This window comes from Aurantimonas sp. NFXS3, assembly GCF_049132005.1.
GTDB classification, from domain to species: Bacteria; Pseudomonadota; Alphaproteobacteria; order Rhizobiales; family Rhizobiaceae; genus Aurantimonas; species Aurantimonas coralicida.
In genome coordinates, this window is record NZ_JAGDDZ010000002.1 from 682,545 (window position 1) to 700,254 (window position 17,710).

Genomic DNA, 17,710 nt, shown 5'->3' on the forward strand with positions numbered 1-17,710 from the left:
TTCGAACCGGTTCTGGCGAAGCCGCGGCCCATGCGCAACGCCGGCGGGGCGAAAACCGATTTGCCAATCGCGGGCGATGCTGTAGCGGAAGGGCCATGAAGCGCCTCTTCGATTTCACCGCCAGCCTCGTCGGCCTTGTCTGTCTGGGCTGGCTGATCGGCCTTCTCGCGATCCTGGTGAGGCGGGACAGCGACGGCCCCGGCATCTATGCCCAGCCGCGTATCGGCCGCGATGGCGCGGTCTTCACCTGCTACAAGCTGCGCACCATGCACCGGACCACCGTGTCGGCCGCCTCGCACGAGACGCCGGCCTCGGCGGTGACCGGGCTGGGTCGCAGGCTGCGCGCCCTGAAGCTCGACGAGTTGCCGCAGCTCTGGAACGTCCTGAAGGGCGAGATGAGCTTTGTCGGCCCGCGGCCCTGCCTGCCGTCGCAGACCGTGCTGATCGAGGAGCGCGGCCGGCGCGGCGTCCTTTCGGTGCGCCCCGGCATCACCGGGGAGGCGCAAGTGCAGGGTGTCGACATGTCCGACCCGGTGCGCCTCGCCGAGATCGACGCGCACTATGTGAACAACCGCAGCTTCCTCGGCGATCTGAAGCTGATCCTGCAGACGGTGGCCGGCGGCGGTCGCGGCGACCGGGTGCGCGGCTGAGGCCGGCGGCTTACAACCACGCTGAAATCCGCTAGGTGTCCGGCGCGGAGCGGGGAGGGCTTCAATCCGTCCCGCCGCATGCGCGTCACCAGCAATCCGAGGATGCCAGCTCCATGATCGAACGCGTCGGCTTCGCCGCCGAACTCGCCGCCTATACCGACCGGCATGGTCCGGTGACCATCGGTCTCGCCGGTGCCGGCCAGATGGGCACGGACATCGTCGTGCAGGTGGCGCTGATGACCGGCGTGCGGATCGGGGCGATTGCCGCCAACAGCCCGCGACGTCCGACCGAAGCGATCGCCATGGCGGGCCATTCCGCCGACCATGGCAGCTTCGCCGCGAACGCCTCCGACATCGACCGGACCATCGAGGCGGGCCGCATCGCCGTCACCGACGATCTCGGGGCGCTCTGCGCCGCCGGACGCATCGACGTCGTGGTCGACGCGACGGGAAGCCCGGAAGTGGGCACCTTCCTCGCGCTGGAGGCGATCCGCAACGGCAAGCATATCGTCATGCTGAATGTCGAGGCGGACATCACCGTCGGCCGCCTCCTGGCCCGCAAGGCGAAGGAAGCCGGCCTCGTCTATACGGGCTCGGCCGGCGACGAGCCGGCCTCGACGCTGGAGCTCATCGCCTTCGCCCAGAGCCTCGGCATGGAGATCGTCGCGGCGGGCAAGGGCAAGAACAACCCGCTGCGTCATTCCGCCATTCCCGAGGAATACGAGGAGGAGGCCCGCGCGCGGAACATGAATGCCCGCATGCTGGTCGAGTTCATCGACGGCTCCAAGACCATGGTCGAGATGACCGCCATCGCCAATTGCACCGGTCTGACGCCGGATGTCGCGGGCATGCACGGACCCGAGGCGACCAGCGAGAATCTGGGGCAGGTGCTCTGCACCACCGAGGATGGCGGAATCCTGTCGCGGTCGGGCTGCGTCGACTACACGATCGGCAAGGGCGTGGCCCCCGGCGTCTTCTGCGTGGTCAAGCCGCGCCATCCCCGCGCCATCGAGCGCATGGCCGATCTGAAGGTCGGTCCTGGCCCCTGTTTCGGCCTGATCCGGCCGTTCCACCTGACCAGCCTGGAGACCCCGCTCTCGGCGGTGCGTGCGGTCATCCACCTGCGGCCCGACATGGTGCCGATCGACCGCCCCGTCGGCGAATGCGGCGCGCTGGCCAAGCGCGGCCTGACGCCCGGCGAGACGCTCGGCCGGATCGGCGAGGCCGACTATCGCGGCTATGCCATGACCTGGGAGGACGGGCGCACGCGCCGGGCGCTGCCGATCGGGCTCGTCGAAAAGGCGAAGGTGGTGCAGCCGATCAGGGCCGGCGAGCTTCTGACCCACGACAATTGCGCCCCCGACGAGAGCCTGCTCGTCACCCGGATGCGGGCCGAACTCGATGCTGCCGATGGCCGCTTCGCAGCCTGAACCGGAAACCTCCGAACGCGGCGTCATCCGGGCGGTCACCTGGAACTGCCACGGCTCGATCGGCGCCGATCGGCGCTGCGACCCGGAGCGCACCCTTGCGACCATCGCGCGGCTCGGCCCGGATATTCTGGCACTGCAGGAGGTCGACGGCCGTTCGCATCTCGGCCGCCGGCAGCGCGCCTTCGAGACGCTGGGGCAGGAGCTTCTGAAGACGGCGGGATCGCAGATCGTCGAAGCGCGCACCGTTCCGCGCGAGGATCGCGACTATGGCCATCTGCTGTGGTCGCGCTGGCCGATCGTCAGCGCGACGATCCATGCCCTGCCCGAACCCGGGGTCGAGCCGCGCGCTGCCATCGAGGCCGTGATCGCCGCGCCGTCGGGGCACCTGCGCGTGCTGGCCTTCCATCTCGGTCTGCTGCGGCGCCAGCGGCTGGCGCAGGCGCAGTTCCTCGCCGAGCGCGTCGACGCGGGAGACATGCCGACGCTGGCGATGGGGGACGGCAACGATCTGAGGCTGGGGGGCGCGCTGCATGGCGCGCTGGCGCCGCGGCTGCCGGTGCACACCGCGCCGCGCTCGTTTCCGGCGCGCTGGCCGATGCTCCGGCTGGACCGGATCTACGCCTCGGAAGGGTTCTCGCTGGTCACGCATGGACCGGGGCACGCCTCGCGGCCCGCGTCCGATCATCTGGCGGTCACGGCGGATCTCGCCTGGCCGGAGAGGGTCTGAAGGCGCGGGGCTAGCCGGACGGCTCGGTCTTGTCCGCCGCCTGATCGGGGCGGGTCGAGCGGATGACGATGTCAAGACCTTCGGCAAGGCACTTGCGACTGTCTTCGTCGAGCGGCTCGAGGGCCTCGCAGATGCGCTGCAAGGGGTCCTTCTTCAGCAGCGCGCGACCGCGGTCGGTCAGGCCCAGCTCCTCGGCGCGGCCGCGTCCGACGCTGCCCAGCTTGGTGACGTAGCCCTTGGTGATCAGCGTGCGCACGGTGCGGGCCACGGCGCCCGAGGCGAGACCCTGGAAGCGGGCGAGATCGATGGCCGTGCGCAACGGCACGGGCGCGGAATGGATGTAGCGCAGGGCCGCCCATTGCGCCGGGAACAGCTTGGACGCGTATCCCTGCGAGTGAAGACGCCGGGCAATCTGCTCCAGCTGGCTGGCCAGATCCGTCGTGGGTATCATCGAAATTCCGCTGTCTTCCTGAGAACCCCGTCCGCATGCCTGCCTGCATCGAACCTTGCTGGGCGTGCATATATGAGGATCGACGAAGTTTATCCAATCATGCCTGCTTGCAGTCCTAAGAAGCCGTGCAGGCAGTATTTAGAATTGTAAGTATCTCATGCGTCAGATCGTGGCGGGACTTGGTTTCGGACACGTGCCGTGCGTCCTGTCGTGGATAGAATGGCTCAGTCGCGCTTGCATCGAGGACGGCTGCGACCCGACCGCACGCAGATGTGCCTGCTCAATCCGGCGAGATTGAGGACGCCCCTGGGCGGCCGGTGCGCATGACGGCGCCCGCGGCCTCAGCCGGTTGTGCGCAGCCAGTAGACGCGGAGCGGCTGGGCCAGGACGCGCATGCCGTCCTCGGTCTCGGCTTCAGCCTCGAAGCGGGCTTCCACCGCGCTGCGATTGTCCGCAACGGCAGCCGCGCGCAGCGGATCGACGGCTTCCAGCCGCTCGATGAACTGGGCGACGTCGCGGAAGCGTTCGCTGCGCTGATAGACGACGTTGCCGCGCAGGACGAAGCTGCCGTTGCGCACCGCATCGGCCACCGCGACGCCGGCTGCCTCGCGGATCTCGCTCTCGTCCTCGACCGGGCGCATCGCCTCGAAATACGGGCCTTCCGCCAGGGGCTCGACGATCAGCACCGTGCCGGCCGGCTTCGTGACGCGCGCAGCTTCCGCAAGCGCCGTCGCCATGGCGGCGACCGGCACGTGGTGCAGGGCGTTGAGGATCACGGCGGCATCGAAGCCGGAATCGTCGAAGGGGAGGGCTTCGGCCGCCGCCACTTCGAAACGGGCCTCGGGGACGTTGTCGCGGGCCGCGGCGATGGCCGCCTCGCTGGGGTCGATCCCGGTCACGGCGAAGCCGCGCTTCACGAGGCTGCGGGCAAGCGCACCGCGTCCGCAGCCGATGTCGAGCACCGAGCCGGCGGCTTCCCCGGCCAGCACCTCGCCGATGACGGCGGCGGTGTCGCCGGCCGTAAAGGCGGTGTTCAGGGCGCTCTGGAGGGTCTTCGGATCGCTCATGGCCGGTTCCTGCAGCATGCGGGACAGGACGATTCCCACCCCGGCGCGACGATAACGGCCAGGAGCCGGCGAGCAAGGGCCGGAGCGCCGGGGCGCTCCGGCGGACCGGATCAGCCGGCCGGGTAGTTCTGCGGGAACAGCGCCCGCAGGGCGGCTTCGTCGCGCTCCGACTTGAAGCCGACATCGCTGCCCACCTTGCGGGCCTCGGCCACGGCCGGCCGGGCATCGATGGCCGCGAACCAGCGCGACAGGTTCGGGTAATTGGCGAGTTCGCCTTCGCCCAGCACCATCTTCGCGCGGTCGATCCAGCCCCAGGCCGCCATGTCGACGATGGTGTAGTCGTCGCCGACGAAGAATTCGCGGCCGGCCAGATGGTCGTCCAGCACCTGGTAGTGCCGCTGGGCCTCGCGCAGATAGCGGTTGGCGGCATAGTCGGACTTGTCCTTGCCGACCGTGCGGAAATGCACCGACTGGCCGGAATAGGGGCCGACACCGGTGGCGATGAACATCAGCCAAGACAGGAGCTCGCCGCGATCCTCGGCCTTGCCGGCGAACTTGCCGTGCTTGTCGGCGAGATAGAGCAGGATGGCGTTGGAATCGAAGACGCGCTTGCCGTCGTCCTCGATCGCCGGCAGCTTGCCGTTGGGATTGATCTTCCGGAACGCGGCCTCGTGCTGTTCGCCCTTCAGCGTGTCGACCGGCGCAAGCTCGAAATCGAGGCCGGCTTCCTTGAGGAAGAGCGCGACCTTCATCGGGTTCGGCGTCGGGTGGAAGTAGAATTTCAGCATCTGTGCGAGGTCCCCCATTGGCAGATTGTCGACCGCATATGCTGTGACAGAGGGGGCCGAAGGCAAGGACGACGCTGCGTTCATCGTTGGCCGCCGACGCGATGCCGAGCCGTCGCCAGTGAGCGGCCGGGCGGCAGGCGCTTCATCCGCACGCTTTATCCCGATGGGCAAGTCATGTAACGGCTTGGCGATGGACCCGCACGGAGGGGGTGCCGCAGGCATGGGCGGCGGCATCCGGGAACTTTGAGGAGGCCGGCATGGTGGCCACGGATATCGCAACCCGGGTCTGGAGCCACACGTTCAAGCTCGACCCGATCGTGCGCAGCCTGCTCGACACGGATTTCTACAAGCTCCTGATGCTGCAGATGATCCGGGGGCAGCACCCGGACGTGCAGGCGACCTTCTCGCTGAACAACCGCTCGAAGCATGTGCGCCTCGCCGAGATCGTCGACGAGCAGGAGCTGCGCGAAAACCTCGACTATGTGCGCACGCTCTCCTTCACCAAGCGGGAGATGATCTGGCTCGCCGGCAACACCTTCTACGGGACGCGGCAGATCTTCCGGCCGGACTTCCTCGAATGGCTGGAGGATTTCCGCCTGCCGGAATACGAGCTGCGCCGGGTCGACGGCCAGTTCGAGCTGGATTTCCACGGTCCCTGGACCCACACCATGATGTGGGAGATCCCGGCGCTGGCGATCATCAACGAGCTGCGCTCGCGCGCCGCGATGAAGGATCTCGGCCGCTTCGAGCTCGACGTGCTCTATGCCCGCGCCAAGGCCAAGATGTGGGGCAAGGTCGAGCGCTTGCAGGCCCTGCCGAATCTGCGCATTTCCGATTTCGGCACGCGCCGGCGGCACTCCTTCCTGTGGCAGCGCTGGTGCGTGGAGGCCCTGAAGGAAGGGCTCGGCGACCGCTTCCTCGGCTCCTCCAACGTGCTCCTGGCCATGGAAACGGATCTGGAGGCCATCGGCACCAACGCCCATGAACTGCCCATGGTGATGGGGGCGCTCGCCGGCAGCGACGCCGAACTGCGCCAGGCGCCCTACGAGGTGCTGCGCGAGTGGCAGAGCTACTATGGCGGCAACCTGCTGATCGTCCTGCCCGATACCTTCGGCACCTCCGCCTTCCTGCAGAATGCGCCGGAATGGCTGGCCTCCTGGACCGGCTTCCGGCCGGATTCCGCGCCCCCCATCGAGGGCGGCGAGGAGATCATCGCCTGGTGGAAGCGCATGGGGCAGGACCCCAAGGACAAGCTGCTGGTGTTCTCGGACGGCATGGATTCCGACACGATCGAGCGGACCTACCGGCATTTCGAGGGCCGGGTGCGCATGAGCTTCGGCTGGGGCACCAATCTGACCAACGATTTCCGCGGCGCCTCGCCCGAGCCGAGCACCGGGCTCGACCCGATCTCGCTGGTCTGCAAGGTGACGTCCGCCAATGGCCGGCCGGCGGTGAAGCTTTCCGATAATCCGGCCAAGACCAGCGGCGATCCCGAGGCTGTGGCGCGCTACCACCGGGTCTTCGGCGAAGCCGCCTATGCCGAGCGCGCGCTGGCGGTCTGAACAGGCCGGCATGACCGGTCGATAACCCTGTCGCCGATGGCGGCGGGGAAATCCGTGTCGACGGCCGTGCTATGAATTGCTTATCATAAGCAGGGTTATTAGACCGCCGGCGCTGCATCGACACAGGGACGCCTGTCCAGGCTGCGCGTCAGCCGCCCGAGAGGCTGGCGGCGGTCGCCCGGATCTGGCCGGCGACCGCACTGACCCGCGCCGGCAGCACCCGGCCGCGGCGCTGGATCAGCCAGAGATCGTGGTGGCGGGGCTGCGGCAGCATCACGATGCGCAGCCTGTCGCGGCCGGGATAGGCCTCGACACCGCTGCGCGGCAGAAGCGTGTAGCCGATGCCTGCCGCAACCGGTGCCGGGATCTGGTTGATCTGGTTCACATGCGCCCGGACCTTGAGGCGATCGGCGCCCTTGAAGGCCTCCGGAAAGTTCAGCGCGAACAATTCGTCGGCATAGGCGAAGCCGTCGGGATGGGCGATGAAGCCACGCGCGTCCAGATCGGCGAAACTGACGGGACGGTTCTCCGTGGCCGCCGGCAGGACGAGGCACAGCTCCTCGCGGCCCAGATGCTCCGCGGCGAGGCGCGCATGCCCCGGCGGATGATCGACAATGCCGAGATCGACGGCGCCGTCGGCAACGCCCGAAAGGACCCGCTCCTGGGGCGCGGCCTCCAGCCGGATCGTCAGTTGCGGCGCCGCTGCCATGCGCGGCAGAAGCTGCGGGAAGAGCCGCATGGCGAAGCTGCCCGAACAGGCGATCGCCACCGCTCCGACATCGGCATCGTCGCGCAGGATGGCCGCGCGCAAGGCCTGTTCCTCGGCGCGCCGCGCCCGCCCCATGGCTAGGACGACCTCGCCCGCCGGGGTCAGGCTGAAACTCTTGCCGTCACGGGTGATCAGCCTCTGACCGAGCTGCTCTTCCAGCTTGCGCAGATGCTGGGACACGCCCGGCTGGGTCATGGCGAGCCGACTGGCCGTCCGGGTGAAATGGCCGGTCTCGCAAAGCGTGGTGAAGGTCTCGAGCCATTGGGCGTTCAGCATGGCTCATTGTGAAATGTTATGGAAAACCGTTCAAACGATAATTTCACGCAAGGACAGCAAAGGCCTATCTCGGGATCAGCCAATTCCAGCGAAGGATCGCACGATGCTCCCGACACCCCGCAGCTTTTCCCATATCGGCCTGTCCGTCCCCGACCTCGACGCGGCCGTGACATTCTACACGGAGGTCATGGGCTTCTACACGATCATGGCGCCGACCACGGTGACCGAGGATGACAGCGACATCGGCCAGATGTGCACCGACGTCTTCGGCCCCGGCTGGCGGTCGCTGCGCATCGCCCATCTGGCGACGGCCGACCGCATCGGCTTCGAGCTGTTCGAATTCGACGGCAACGAGGCGCCCGACGACAATCTGCCGTTCCGCCGGCACGGCATGTTCCATTTCGCCATCCAGGACCCCGATCTGGAGGGGCTTCTGGCAAAGATCGTCGCGGCGGGCGGTCGCCAGCGCATGCCGGTGCGCGAATATTTCCCCGGCGAGAAGCCCTACCGGATGGTCTATGTCGAGGACCCCTTCGGCATCGTCTTCGAGATCTACAGCCACAGCTACGAGCTGACCTATTCGGCGGGTGCCTACGCCTGATCCGGCCGATCCCCGGGCCCTACGGCACGAGCAGGCCGGCATCGTCTCCGGCGGTGCCGGCCTGTGCCGTTAGGGCGCGCCAGCCGGGCGCCTGTCCGCCTGCCGATGAACGGTGCGTCGGGATTGCATTCGACGACCGGGACCACAGCTTAGGCGCATCACGGGACGCGGGACGTCCCGACCGACATTGCCGATGCCGGCCGACGCCGTGGTTCGCCACCGTCGGCCGTTGTCGTCGGCGGTCGCGGGCGAGAGCCCCGACCGATCCACATTATCCGGAAGGACACCATGACCCAGTCGACCGAAGTCAATCGCCGCTATGTGCTGGCCGAACGCCCCAGGGGCGAGCCGAATGACGACACGCTGCGCCTGGAAACGGTCGAGCGGCCGGAAGCCGGCGCCGGGCAGATGCTCCTGCGCAACGAATACCTCTCCCTCGACCCCTATATGCGCGGCCGCATGAGCGACGCGCCGTCCTATGCCGCGCCGGTGGAGATCGGCGAGGTCATGGTGGGTGGCACCGTCGCGCAGGTCGTCACCTCGAATGTCGACGGCTTTGGCGAGGGTGACTGGGTGGTCGCCTTCGGCGGCTGGCAGGATTACGCCCTGTCCGACGGCAAGGGCGTCATCAACATGGGCAGGAATCCCGAGAACCCGTCCTGGGCGCTCGGCGTCCTCGGCATGCCGGGCCTGACGGCCTGGGCCGGCCTGACGCAGATCGGCGCCCCGAAGCCGGGTGAGACGCTGGTCGTCGCCGGTGCCAGCGGCCCGGTCGGCGCCACCGTCGGGCAGATCGGCAAGATCCTCGGCTGCCGCGTCGTCGGCATTGCCGGCGGAGCGGAGAAATGCGCCCATGTGGTGGAGACGCTCGGCTTCGACGCCTGCGTCGACTACAAGGCCGACGGCTTCGCCGACGCCCTGAAGGACGCGGCGCCCGACGGCATCGACATCTATTTCGAGAATGTCGGCGGGGCGGTCTTCGACGCGGTGCTGCCGCTGCTCAACCCCTCGGCCCGCATCCCGGTGTGCGGCCTGATCTCCCAGTACAACGCCACCTCGCTGCCCGACGGCCCGGACCGGATGAACTATCTGATGGGCCAGATCCTGCGCAAGCGCATGACCATGCGCGGCTTCATCGTCTTCGACGATTTCGGCCATCTCTACCCGCAATTCGCCGAACAGATGGGCGCCTGGGTGAAGGACGGGAAGATCCACTACCGCGAGGAGATGATCTCCGGGCTGGAACAGGCGCCGGGCGCGTTCATTGGCCTCCTGAAGGGTGAAGCGTTCGGCAAGCGCGTCATCCACCTCGCTGACTGAAACCGACACATTCGAAGGGTACCAACCATGAAAATTCTGATGGTTCTGACGTCGCATGACCAGCTCGGCGACACCGGCAAGAAGACCGGCTTCTGGCTCGAGGAATTCGCTGCACCCTATTACGTCTTCAAGGACGCGGGCGCCGACGTCGCACTGGCCTCGCCGAAGGGCGGCCAGCCGCCGCTCGATCCGATGAGCGATTCCGAAGACGCGCAGACCGACGCGACCAAGCGCTTCAAGCTCGACAAGGCGGCGCAGCAGGATCTGGCGAGCACCCAGGTTCTCTCCTCGGTCGATGCCGACGGCTTCGACGCGATCTTCTTTCCCGGCGGCCACGGCCCGCTCTGGGATCTTGCCGAGGACGCCGACAGCCTCCGGCTGATCGAGACCTTCGCGCGAAGCGATCGTCCGGTGGGCGCGGTCTGCCACGCCCCGGCCGTCTTTCGTCACACCCAGACCGCCGACGGCAAGCCGCTGGTCGCGGGCCGCACCGTGACCGGCTTCACCAACACCGAGGAAGAGGGCGTCGGCCTGACCGACGTCGTGCCGTTCCTCGTCCAGGACATGCTGACCGCCAATGGCGGCGACTACCAGAAGGGCGACGACTGGGCGTCCTTCGTGGTCACCGACGGCAAGCTGGTCACCGGCCAGAACCCGGCCTCCTCGGAAGAAGCCGCGCGCAAGCTGCTGACCTTCCTCTGAGCCTGAAGGAAGCGCCCTGCGGCGCTCCGAGACGTTGAAGCAAGGCGGAGGCAGCCCCGGTTGCCTCCGCCTTTTGCTGTCCGCTGCCTTTAAGTCGTACGTCGACCGAAAGGTCTAGGTCACGTCGCGGCGCGCAGCCTGATATCCTCGCGTTCGTCCAGTCCCGCGGCCGCAAGCCCGGCGCAATAGCGATCGAGAAGCGCCCCGTTCATGAAGCGCAGCGCATCGCGCACGGTCGCGATGCTCGTGCCGGCACGGCTGGCGGTGAAGCGGTCCAGCGCCAGGCGCGCATCCGCCTCCTGGCCGCAGGCGCCGAGAAAGGCCGCCAGATCGCGATGCGGCCAGGTCATGCCCGGCTTTTCCGCCAGCGCCCGCCGCGTCCAGCGGGCAGCCTCATCGGGCCGGTCGGAGGCGAAATGCGCCAGGCCGATGCCGATGAACGAGTTGAAGGCGAACGGGTCGAGCGGCGACAGCCGCAGCGACCGCTCGAAACAGGCGAAGGCGTCGTCCGGCTGGCCGGCATAGACGCGGGCGAAACCCCGCCGCGTCCATGCCCAGGCATGATTGACGTCGAGATCCAGCGCCCGGTCCAACAGCGCGTTCGCCCGCTCCAGATCCGCCTCGATCAGCATGGTGGCGGTGGCCACGGCGGTGAGGGCCAGGGGGTCGTCGTCGATGCGGCCCGGCGTGCGGTCCAGGAGCGCCCGTCCGCGGGTTCGCTGCTCGCCGATATCGTTCGCCCAGTTATAGGCGATGTGCTGGGCATGGGCCCAGGCGCCGATCGCCGCCGCGCGCCCGTTGTCCGGCTCCAGTGTCAGGGCCTCGTCGATCAGCCCGATGGCGAGGTCGTTCTCGTCGTGGCGATGCGCCCACAGATGCGGCAGCGCCCGCATGACGAGGTCGTAGGCGACGAGATTGTCCGGCGGCCGGCGCCGGGCGCGTTCGATCTCGGCGCGGCGGATGGTCGGATGCAGGGCGCCGGAGACCGTCTCGGCGATGTAGTCCTGGACCTGGAAGAGATCGTCGATCTCCGCGTCGATCCGTTCGCTCCAGATCTGCAGCGCGGTCTCGCCATCCACCAGATTCAGCGACACGCGCATGCGCCGGTCGGAAAAGCGCACGCTGCCCTGCAGGATGTAGCGCACGCCGAGCTCGGCCGCGATTTCCTTCGCTCCCAGGGACTTGCCCCGGTAGGTGGCGGCGGACTGGCGGGCGATGACAAGGAACTCGCGGACCCGGGCAAGGCTGGCGGTGACCTCCTCCACCATGCCGTCGATGAAATTGTCGCGTCCCGGATCGCCGCTGAGATTGTCGAAGGGCATGACCGCCACCGACGGCTGGGTGTGCGGGTCGGGGACCGCGATGCGGCGTGCCCGGCTGGCGCTGATCACCTTGGGCGTCCACACCCAGATCGGCTCGTGCCGGGCGTAGCCCTTCAGTTCGCAGGGGCCGATGCCGGTGAAATAGAGATCGGTCTTGCCCTGCAGATATTCGAACACGCCGCGGCTGATGGCCATGCCGCCGGCCGGCGAGATCTGCTGCACGCGGGTTGCCAGCACCACGCCTTCGCCGAAGCGGTCGTGCTCGGTGACGACGACGTCGCCGATAACGATGCCGATCCGCACCGGCAGCGCCGGCCTGTGCTGCTGGCGGTCGGCGAGCAGCGCTCGCTGGAAGCGCGCTGCCCACTGGACGGCGTTGACGGCGCTGCCGAATTCGATGAGCACGCCGTCGCCGCTGGTCTTGAAGATGTCGCCGCCGAACTCGCCGACGGTGGGGCGCACGAACCGCTTGTAGGCGCGTTCGACCGCGGCGAGGGCTGCGGTTTCGTCAGCCTCGACCAGACCGGAAAAGCCTTCGACATCCAGTGACAGGATGGCTGCAAGCCGGCGCAGGGGCGTCATGGTCGACGCGTTTCCTATTGGAGCGAACGGCTGGGTTTTACCAGACTTGCGGAAGGCCGGCCAATGGAAAACTCAGCCGGCTGACGGCCAGCCGAACCGGGCACGCCGGTGCCGCCCGGCCCGCGAAATCTCAGTCGCCAACCGCCACGCCCTCGCGGCGTGGATCGGCTCCGCCTTCCAGCCCGTTGGCCGTGATGACGATGCCGTGCAGGCCGGAATCGAGATCGGTCTCGTTCACCTCGAAGCCGAGATCGCGCAGCGGGGCGGCCAGCGCCGTGGCGCCGGTGCCGGCCTCCACGTCGAAGGTGCCGAAGCGATTGACCAGATGCGGCATGGCGATCGCCTGCTGCACGTCCATCTCCCAGTCGAGCATGGCGATCAGCGCCTGCGCCACATAGCCGATGATGCGGCTGCCGCCGGGCGAGCCGATGGCGATCACCGGCGCGCCGTCGCGCATGACGATGGTCGGCGCCATGGACGAGCGGGGCCGCTTGCCCGGCGCCACGGCATTGGCGATGACATGCCCCTCCGCGTCATGGGTGGCGAAGGAAAAGTCGGTCAGTTCGTTGTTCAGCAGGAAGCCGCCGGTCATCAGCCGCGATCCGAAGCCGTTCTCGATGGTCGTCGTTATGGAGACGACGTTGCCGTCCGGATCGACGATGGCGAAATGGCTGGTGGACGGCAGCTCGATGGCCGTGTCGTCGCCGAGCAGCATGGCGTGGTCCCAGGGCGGCATGCCGGGGGCGACCGCATCGTCCGCCAGCGCGCTATCGCCGGACAGGAGCGCGGACCGCCCGGAGAGATAATCGGGATCGAGCAGGCCCCGCTGCGGCATCGGCACGAAGTCGCTGTCGGCCATGTAGCGGCCGCGATCGGCGAAGGCGAGGCGCGAGGCGTCGCCGATCAGCCGCCAGGCTTCGGCGCTGTCGGGCCCGAGGGCGGCCATGTCGTGCGGCGCCAGCACGCCGAGGATCTGGCCGATGGTCAGCGCGCCGGAGGAGGGCGGCCCCATGCCGCAGACATCGACGCTGCGATAGACGACGCAGACCGGCTCGCGCTCGACGATGGCGTAGTTGGCGAGATCGGAAAGCGCGAGCACGCCGGGATTGCCCGGGGCGTTGCGCACCGTATCGACGATGCCCTGCGCCACCGGGCCGGCGTAGAAGCCGCCCGCGCCCTTCTCGGCGATCGCCGCCAGCGTGTCGGCATAGGCGGCATTCGTCAGGATGGTCCCGATCGGCAATGGCGCGCCGTCGGCGCCGAAGAAATAGCCTTTCGTGCCGGGATAGCGCGACAGCCGCTCGGCATCCTCGGCGATCAGCTCGTGGAGCCGCGGCGAGACGGCGAAGCCCTTGCGGGCGAGGTCGATCGCCGGCTGCACGATGGCAGCCCACGGAAGCCTGCCGTAGCGCTCATGGGTGTCGAACAGCAGCCGCACCGTGCCGGGCGTGCCGACCGAGCGGCCGCCGACGACGGCATCGTAGAAGGCGAGCGGCTCGCCGGCCGCGTCGAGGAAGAGTTTCGGCGTCGCCGCCGCCGGCGCGGTCTCGCGGCCATCAAAAGTGGTCAGCCGGCCCGCCTCGGCGTCGAAATAGACCAGGAAGGCGCCGCCGCCGATCCCAGAGGATTGCGGCTCGACCAGGCCGAGCACGAGCTGCGTCGTCACCATGGCGTCGATGGCGTTGCCGCCGTCGCGCAGGATGGCGAGACCGGCTTTTGCCGCCAGCGGATTGGCCGCCGCCACCATCTGCCGCTCGGCCCGCACCAGCGCCTTGTCGGACGCCTCGGTCGCGATCTCCGGCTGGACGCGATCGGCGGCCTGCTCCTGGGCGAAGGCCGATCCGGTGATGGCAAGACAGACGCCGAGCCACAGCCCGGCAAGCGGTAAACGACGCATGGCGCGATCCTCCCGATGGTGTCGAAAGCTAGCGCGCGACGGGGCGGGGTGGAAGGTGGGTGTGGGAGGTGGCGCGGGATGGGGGCGACGTCGCGTAGTGCGAGGGCGAGGTCGGAGGGGGCGACGGTATCCACACGTCGGCAGCGGTGGCGGCGATTTGGCATGGGTCCTCGGGTCAAGCCCGAGGATGACGACCTTGTTTGATGGGGGTGCCTTATCGCAAATGCCGTTGCTTGGTGTCCGACTGCGATGGCGACCGCAGCGATGCCTGGTGAAGGCAATGCCAGATGACGGCGATGCCGTTGAAGGACGGTGGCGACGTTGCCAGCAAGCCGCCATCATCCCAACGCGCGTCATCCTCGGGCTTGACCCGAGGACCCATGCCTCCGCGTTCAAATCGTGCGACTGCGAACGGAAATTTCCGCAACCACGTCGATCATCGACGCCGCTCCGGACGTTGCTCGTGCGAATAAACGTCGCTACATTAATTCATGTGGAGATCAGCTGCGACCCGGCGAAACGCGCGCGGACACTTCGCGAACGCGGCCTCGATTTCTACGACGCGGCGCAGGCTTTCGCAGGGCGAACGCTGACGCTCGCCGACGACCGGCGCGACTACGGCGAAGCCCGGTTCCAGACCTACGGTATTCTGGACGACCGGATCGTGATGATCGTCTGGACGCCGCGCGGCGAGATGCGCCACGTGATTTCGATGAGGCATTGCCATGACCGTGAAGCCCGAAGAGTCCGCAGCCGTCTGGAACGACCCCGATGATGCGCCGGAATGGTCCGATGACATGCTGGACCGTGCCGAACTCGCCGACGGCGAGCGGGTGATCCGACCCGCAGCCGGCACCGTCACGCGCGGCCGCGGCCGTCCGCCGTCCCGCGACCCCAAGACCCGGCTGACGCTCAGGCTCGATCCCGAGATCGTCCGACACTTCCGCGCGACGGGGCCCGGATGGCAATCCCGGATCAACGCCGCATTGAAAGAGGTCGTGCGCCGAGACGGCTGAGCCCGCTACAGCGCGGCGAGGCCGCCGTTTTCGCCAAGCCGCTCCAGATGGTGGTCGGCGTCGCCGAAGGCGAGGTCGATCATGGCGAGGCGCTTCATGTGGTGGCCGACCTCGTATTCCATGGTGACGCCGACGCCGCCATGGAGCTGCACGGCGCTTTCGCGGATGAACTTGGCCGACCGGCCGATCTGCACCTTGGCGGCGGAGATCGCCTCGCGCCGGGTGGCGGCGTCGGGCTCGGAGGCGTTCATCGTGGCGTAGAGCATCATCGAGCGGGCCTGCTCCAGCGCCATGTACATCTCGGCGCCGCGATGCTGCAGCACCTGGAAGCCGCCGATCGGCACGCCGAACTGCTTGCGCTCCTTCAGATAGGCGATGGTCAGCTCGTGCATGCGCTGCATCGACCCGACGGCCTCGGCACAGAGCGCGGCGATGGTCTCGTCGATCACCCGCTCGACCACCGGCAACGCGCCCGCCGGATCGCCGAGGACATTGTCGGCGGGCACAGACACGCCGTCGAAGGTCAGCTCGGCGGCCCGCATGCCGTCCTGCGTCGGGTAGCCCCGGCGCGACAGGCCCGGCGCATCGGCGGGGACGAGGAACAGGCCGAGGCCCGAGCGGTCGCCGGCGGACCCGCCGGTGCGCGCGAGGACGACGAAGCCGTCGGCGCTGTCGCCGTGCAGCACCAGCGACTTCTCGCCGGTCAGCGTGTGGCCGTCCCCGGACGCCGTCGCCGCCATGGCCGCGGCGGCCGGATCGTAGCGCATGCTCCGCTCGGCAAAGGCAAAGGCGAGGCGGGTCGAGCCGTCGGCAAGGCCCGGCACCCATGCTGCGCGCTGCGCGTCCGATCCGGCATGGCGGATCGCGCCGCCGGCCATGACCACCGAGGCGAGATAGGGCTCAACCACGAGGCCGCGACCGAAGGCCTCCATGACGATCATCGTCTCGACCGGGCCGCCGCCGAAGCCGCCATCGTCCTCGGCGAAGGGCACCGCCGTCAGGCCGAGCTCGGCGAAGGCGGACCACATGGCCGGGCTGAAGCCGGGCTCCTCGGCGCGGTAGCGCCCGCGCTGTTCGAAGCCGTAGCGGTCCTGGATCAGCCGCTCGACCGAATCGCGGATCATGGTCTGTTCGTCGGAAAGGTCGAAATCCATTGCAAGGCGTCCTGCTGCTGGCGGGGCCGGCGGCGCGATTGCGCGCCTGAGCCGGCGAATGAGGGAAGGGCGAAGGACCGACGCGGCGGGCGCCGGCGCGATCAGAGGCCGAGGATCGCCTTGGCGATGATGCTCTTCTGGATCTCGTTGGAGCCGCCGTAGATCGACACCTTGCGGTAGTTGAAATAGGCGGGCGCCAGCGAGGCGGCGTAGTCCGGTCCGATCGGCGGCTCGTTGCGGCCGTCCTCGCGCTCCGCCTCGTAGGGCAGGGCATAGGGGCCGATCGCCTCCATCAGGAGCTCGGTCGTCGCCTGCTGCAGCTCCGATCCCTTGATCTTCAGGATCGAGGAGGCGGGGTCGGGCTTGCCGTCATGGCCGCGCTTGGCCTCGGCCGAAACGACGCGCAGCTGGGTCATCTCCAGCGCCTTCAGCTCGACCTCGACGGCGGCCACCTTCTCGCGGAACCGGCGGTTCTCCCAGACCGGTATCTGGCCGGCAAACTCCAGCCGGGCGATCTCCTTCAGGCGGCGGATCCGCTCCTTCGAGCCGCCGACCCGGGCGATGCCGACGCGCTCGTGGCCGAGCAGGAACTTGGCGTAGTCCCAGCCCTTGTTCTCCTCGCCGACGAGATTCTCGACCGGTACGCGCACGTCGTCGAAGAACACCTCGTTGACCTCGTGGCCGCCGTCGATGGTCTGGATCGGCCGGACGGTGACGCCGGGCGTCGTCATGTCGATGAGCAGGAAGGAGATGCCCATCTGCTTCTTCGGCGCGTCGGGATCGGTGCGCACCAGGCAGAAGATCCAGTCGGCATGCTGGCCCAGGGTCGTCCAGGTCTTCTGGCCGTTGACGACGTAATGGTCGCCGTCGCGCACGGCGCGGGTCGTCAGGCTGGCGAGGTCGGAGCCGGCACCCGGCTCGGAGAAGCCCTGGCACCACCAGTCGTCCAGATTGGCGATGCGCGGCAGGTACTTCGCCTTCTGGGCGTCGTTGCCGAAGGTGTAGATCACCGGGGCGACCATGTTGTGGCCGAAGGGCAGCATCTGCGGCGCCGGCGCCTGCTGCATCTCGTCCTGGAAGATGTATTGCTGGATCGGCGACCAACCGGTGCCGCCATGCTCCACTGGCCAGTGGGGCACAGACCAGCCCTTGGCGTTGAGGATGCGGGTCCAGCGCACCATGCCGTCCTTCGACACGTGGCGCCCGTCGCGCAGCGCCGCCGTCACGTCGGCGGGCACGTTCTCGCGGATGAAGCTGCGGACCTCGTTGCGGAACGCGACCTCTTCGTCGGTGAAGCGAAGGTCCATCTGTGTCCATCCTTGTCGGTGAAGGGCGATGCGGGGGCAGGCGGACCCGCCGCGGGCTTCGCTTCCGGTCCCTCGTGGAGCAGAAGTGG

At 68.3% G+C, this 17,710-nt stretch carries 17 protein-coding genes; 9 read left to right on the forward strand and 8 right to left on the reverse strand.

The genetic code is table 11. The features are described 5' to 3' along the window. Nucleotides 1-95 precede the first annotated feature (95 nt). The 3 genes from J3367_RS08410 (at nucleotide 96) to J3367_RS08420 (ending at nucleotide 2,807) form a co-directional block, all read left to right on the forward strand. Entirely contained in the window at nucleotides 96-650 is a 555-nt protein-coding gene (locus tag J3367_RS08410) for a sugar transferase (RefSeq protein WP_421460683.1), read from the forward strand. Between the two features lie 113 nt (nucleotides 651-763). Further along, entirely contained in the window at nucleotides 764-2,080 is a 1,317-nt protein-coding gene (locus tag J3367_RS08415) for an NAD(P)H-dependent oxidoreductase (RefSeq protein WP_024349690.1), read from the forward strand. After that, the gene (locus tag J3367_RS08420) at nucleotides 2,061-2,807 is read left to right on the forward strand and encodes an endonuclease/exonuclease/phosphatase family protein (RefSeq protein WP_162142649.1); all 747 of its coding nucleotides are present in this window, start codon (nucleotides 2,061-2,063) and stop codon (nucleotides 2,805-2,807) included. Before J3367_RS08415 ends, J3367_RS08420 begins: the two co-directional genes overlap by 20 nt. Before the next feature lie 10 nt (nucleotides 2,808-2,817). Here J3367_RS08420 and J3367_RS08425 read toward each other — a convergent pair whose 3' ends face one another. The 3 genes from J3367_RS08425 to J3367_RS08435 all read right to left on the reverse strand — a co-directional run bounded on the left by J3367_RS08425 (nucleotide 2,818) and on the right by J3367_RS08435 (nucleotide 5,113). Beyond that, nucleotides 2,818-3,258, reverse strand: coding sequence for a MarR family winged helix-turn-helix transcriptional regulator (locus tag J3367_RS08425; RefSeq protein WP_024349692.1), 441 nt, complete (start codon nucleotides 3,256-3,258; stop codon nucleotides 2,818-2,820). 341 nt (nucleotides 3,259-3,599) lie between these two features. Then, entirely contained in the window at nucleotides 3,600-4,325 is a 726-nt protein-coding gene (locus J3367_RS08430) for a class I SAM-dependent methyltransferase (RefSeq protein ID WP_029702836.1), read from the reverse strand. Between the two features lie 110 nt (nucleotides 4,326-4,435). After that, nucleotides 4,436-5,113: a glutathione S-transferase family protein gene (locus tag J3367_RS08435; RefSeq protein ID WP_024349694.1), complete on the reverse strand. Its 678-nt coding sequence runs from the start codon at nucleotides 5,111-5,113 to the stop codon at nucleotides 4,436-4,438. Between the two features lie 257 nt (nucleotides 5,114-5,370). On the opposite strand from J3367_RS08435, the gene pncB reads away from it, so the two are divergent. Further along, nucleotides 5,371-6,675: a nicotinate phosphoribosyltransferase gene (pncB, locus tag J3367_RS08440; protein WP_024349695.1), complete on the forward strand. Its 1,305-nt coding sequence runs from the start codon at nucleotides 5,371-5,373 to the stop codon at nucleotides 6,673-6,675. 148 nt (nucleotides 6,676-6,823) lie between these two features. Here the strand turns inward: pncB and J3367_RS08445 are convergent, their stop codons facing one another. After that, on the reverse strand, nucleotides 6,824-7,720 hold the full coding sequence (locus tag J3367_RS08445) for a LysR family transcriptional regulator (RefSeq protein WP_024349696.1): 897 nt from the start codon (nucleotides 7,718-7,720) through the stop codon (nucleotides 6,824-6,826). A gap of 103 nt (nucleotides 7,721-7,823) precedes the next feature. Here J3367_RS08445 and J3367_RS08450 point away from each other — a divergent pair, with 103 nt between their 5' ends. The 3 genes from J3367_RS08450 to J3367_RS08460 all read left to right on the forward strand — a co-directional run bounded on the left by J3367_RS08450 (nucleotide 7,824) and on the right by J3367_RS08460 (nucleotide 10,343). After that, entirely contained in the window at nucleotides 7,824-8,321 is a 498-nt protein-coding gene (locus J3367_RS08450; protein ID WP_024349697.1) for a lactoylglutathione lyase family protein, read from the forward strand. A 288-nt stretch (nucleotides 8,322-8,609) separates the two neighbouring features. Continuing rightward, on the forward strand, nucleotides 8,610-9,641 hold the full coding sequence (locus tag J3367_RS08455) for an NADP-dependent oxidoreductase (protein ID WP_421460687.1): 1,032 nt from the start codon (nucleotides 8,610-8,612) through the stop codon (nucleotides 9,639-9,641). 27 nt (nucleotides 9,642-9,668) lie between these two features. Beyond that, nucleotides 9,669-10,343, forward strand: coding sequence for a type 1 glutamine amidotransferase domain-containing protein (locus J3367_RS08460; protein ID WP_024349699.1), 675 nt, complete (start codon nucleotides 9,669-9,671; stop codon nucleotides 10,341-10,343). 119 nt (nucleotides 10,344-10,462) lie between these two features. Here the strand turns inward: J3367_RS08460 and J3367_RS08465 are convergent, their stop codons facing one another. Both J3367_RS08465 and ggt read right to left on the reverse strand, forming a co-directional pair. Beyond that, nucleotides 10,463-12,247 (reverse strand): adenylate/guanylate cyclase domain-containing protein, encoded by a 1,785-nt coding sequence (locus J3367_RS08465; protein WP_024349700.1) that lies wholly within the window; start codon nucleotides 12,245-12,247, stop codon nucleotides 10,463-10,465. A gap of 130 nt (nucleotides 12,248-12,377) precedes the next feature. Then, on the reverse strand, nucleotides 12,378-14,144 hold the full coding sequence (gene ggt / locus J3367_RS08470; protein ID WP_024349701.1) for a gamma-glutamyltransferase: 1,767 nt from the start codon (nucleotides 14,142-14,144) through the stop codon (nucleotides 12,378-12,380). 280 nt (nucleotides 14,145-14,424) lie between these two features. On the opposite strand from ggt, the gene J3367_RS08475 reads away from it, so the two are divergent. Both J3367_RS08475 and J3367_RS08480 read left to right on the forward strand, forming a co-directional pair. Further along, entirely contained in the window at nucleotides 14,425-14,919 is a 495-nt protein-coding gene (locus tag J3367_RS08475; protein ID WP_169513618.1) for a BrnT family toxin, read from the forward strand. Beyond that, nucleotides 14,870-15,160: a BrnA antitoxin family protein gene (locus J3367_RS08480; protein WP_024349703.1), complete on the forward strand. Its 291-nt coding sequence runs from the start codon at nucleotides 14,870-14,872 to the stop codon at nucleotides 15,158-15,160. The genes J3367_RS08475 and J3367_RS08480 overlap by 50 nt, the downstream gene beginning before the upstream one ends. Nucleotides 15,161-15,165: 5 nt before the next feature. Here J3367_RS08480 and J3367_RS08485 read toward each other — a convergent pair whose 3' ends face one another. Together J3367_RS08485 and pimC are read right to left on the reverse strand one after the other, a co-directional pair. Beyond that, nucleotides 15,166-16,314, reverse strand: coding sequence for an acyl-CoA dehydrogenase family protein (locus J3367_RS08485; protein WP_024349704.1), 1,149 nt, complete (start codon nucleotides 16,312-16,314; stop codon nucleotides 15,166-15,168). 101 nt (nucleotides 16,315-16,415) lie between these two features. After that, on the reverse strand, nucleotides 16,416-17,621 hold the full coding sequence (pimC, locus tag J3367_RS08490) for a pimeloyl-CoA dehydrogenase large subunit (RefSeq protein ID WP_024349705.1): 1,206 nt from the start codon (nucleotides 17,619-17,621) through the stop codon (nucleotides 16,416-16,418). Nucleotides 17,622-17,710: the final 89 nt, after the last annotated feature.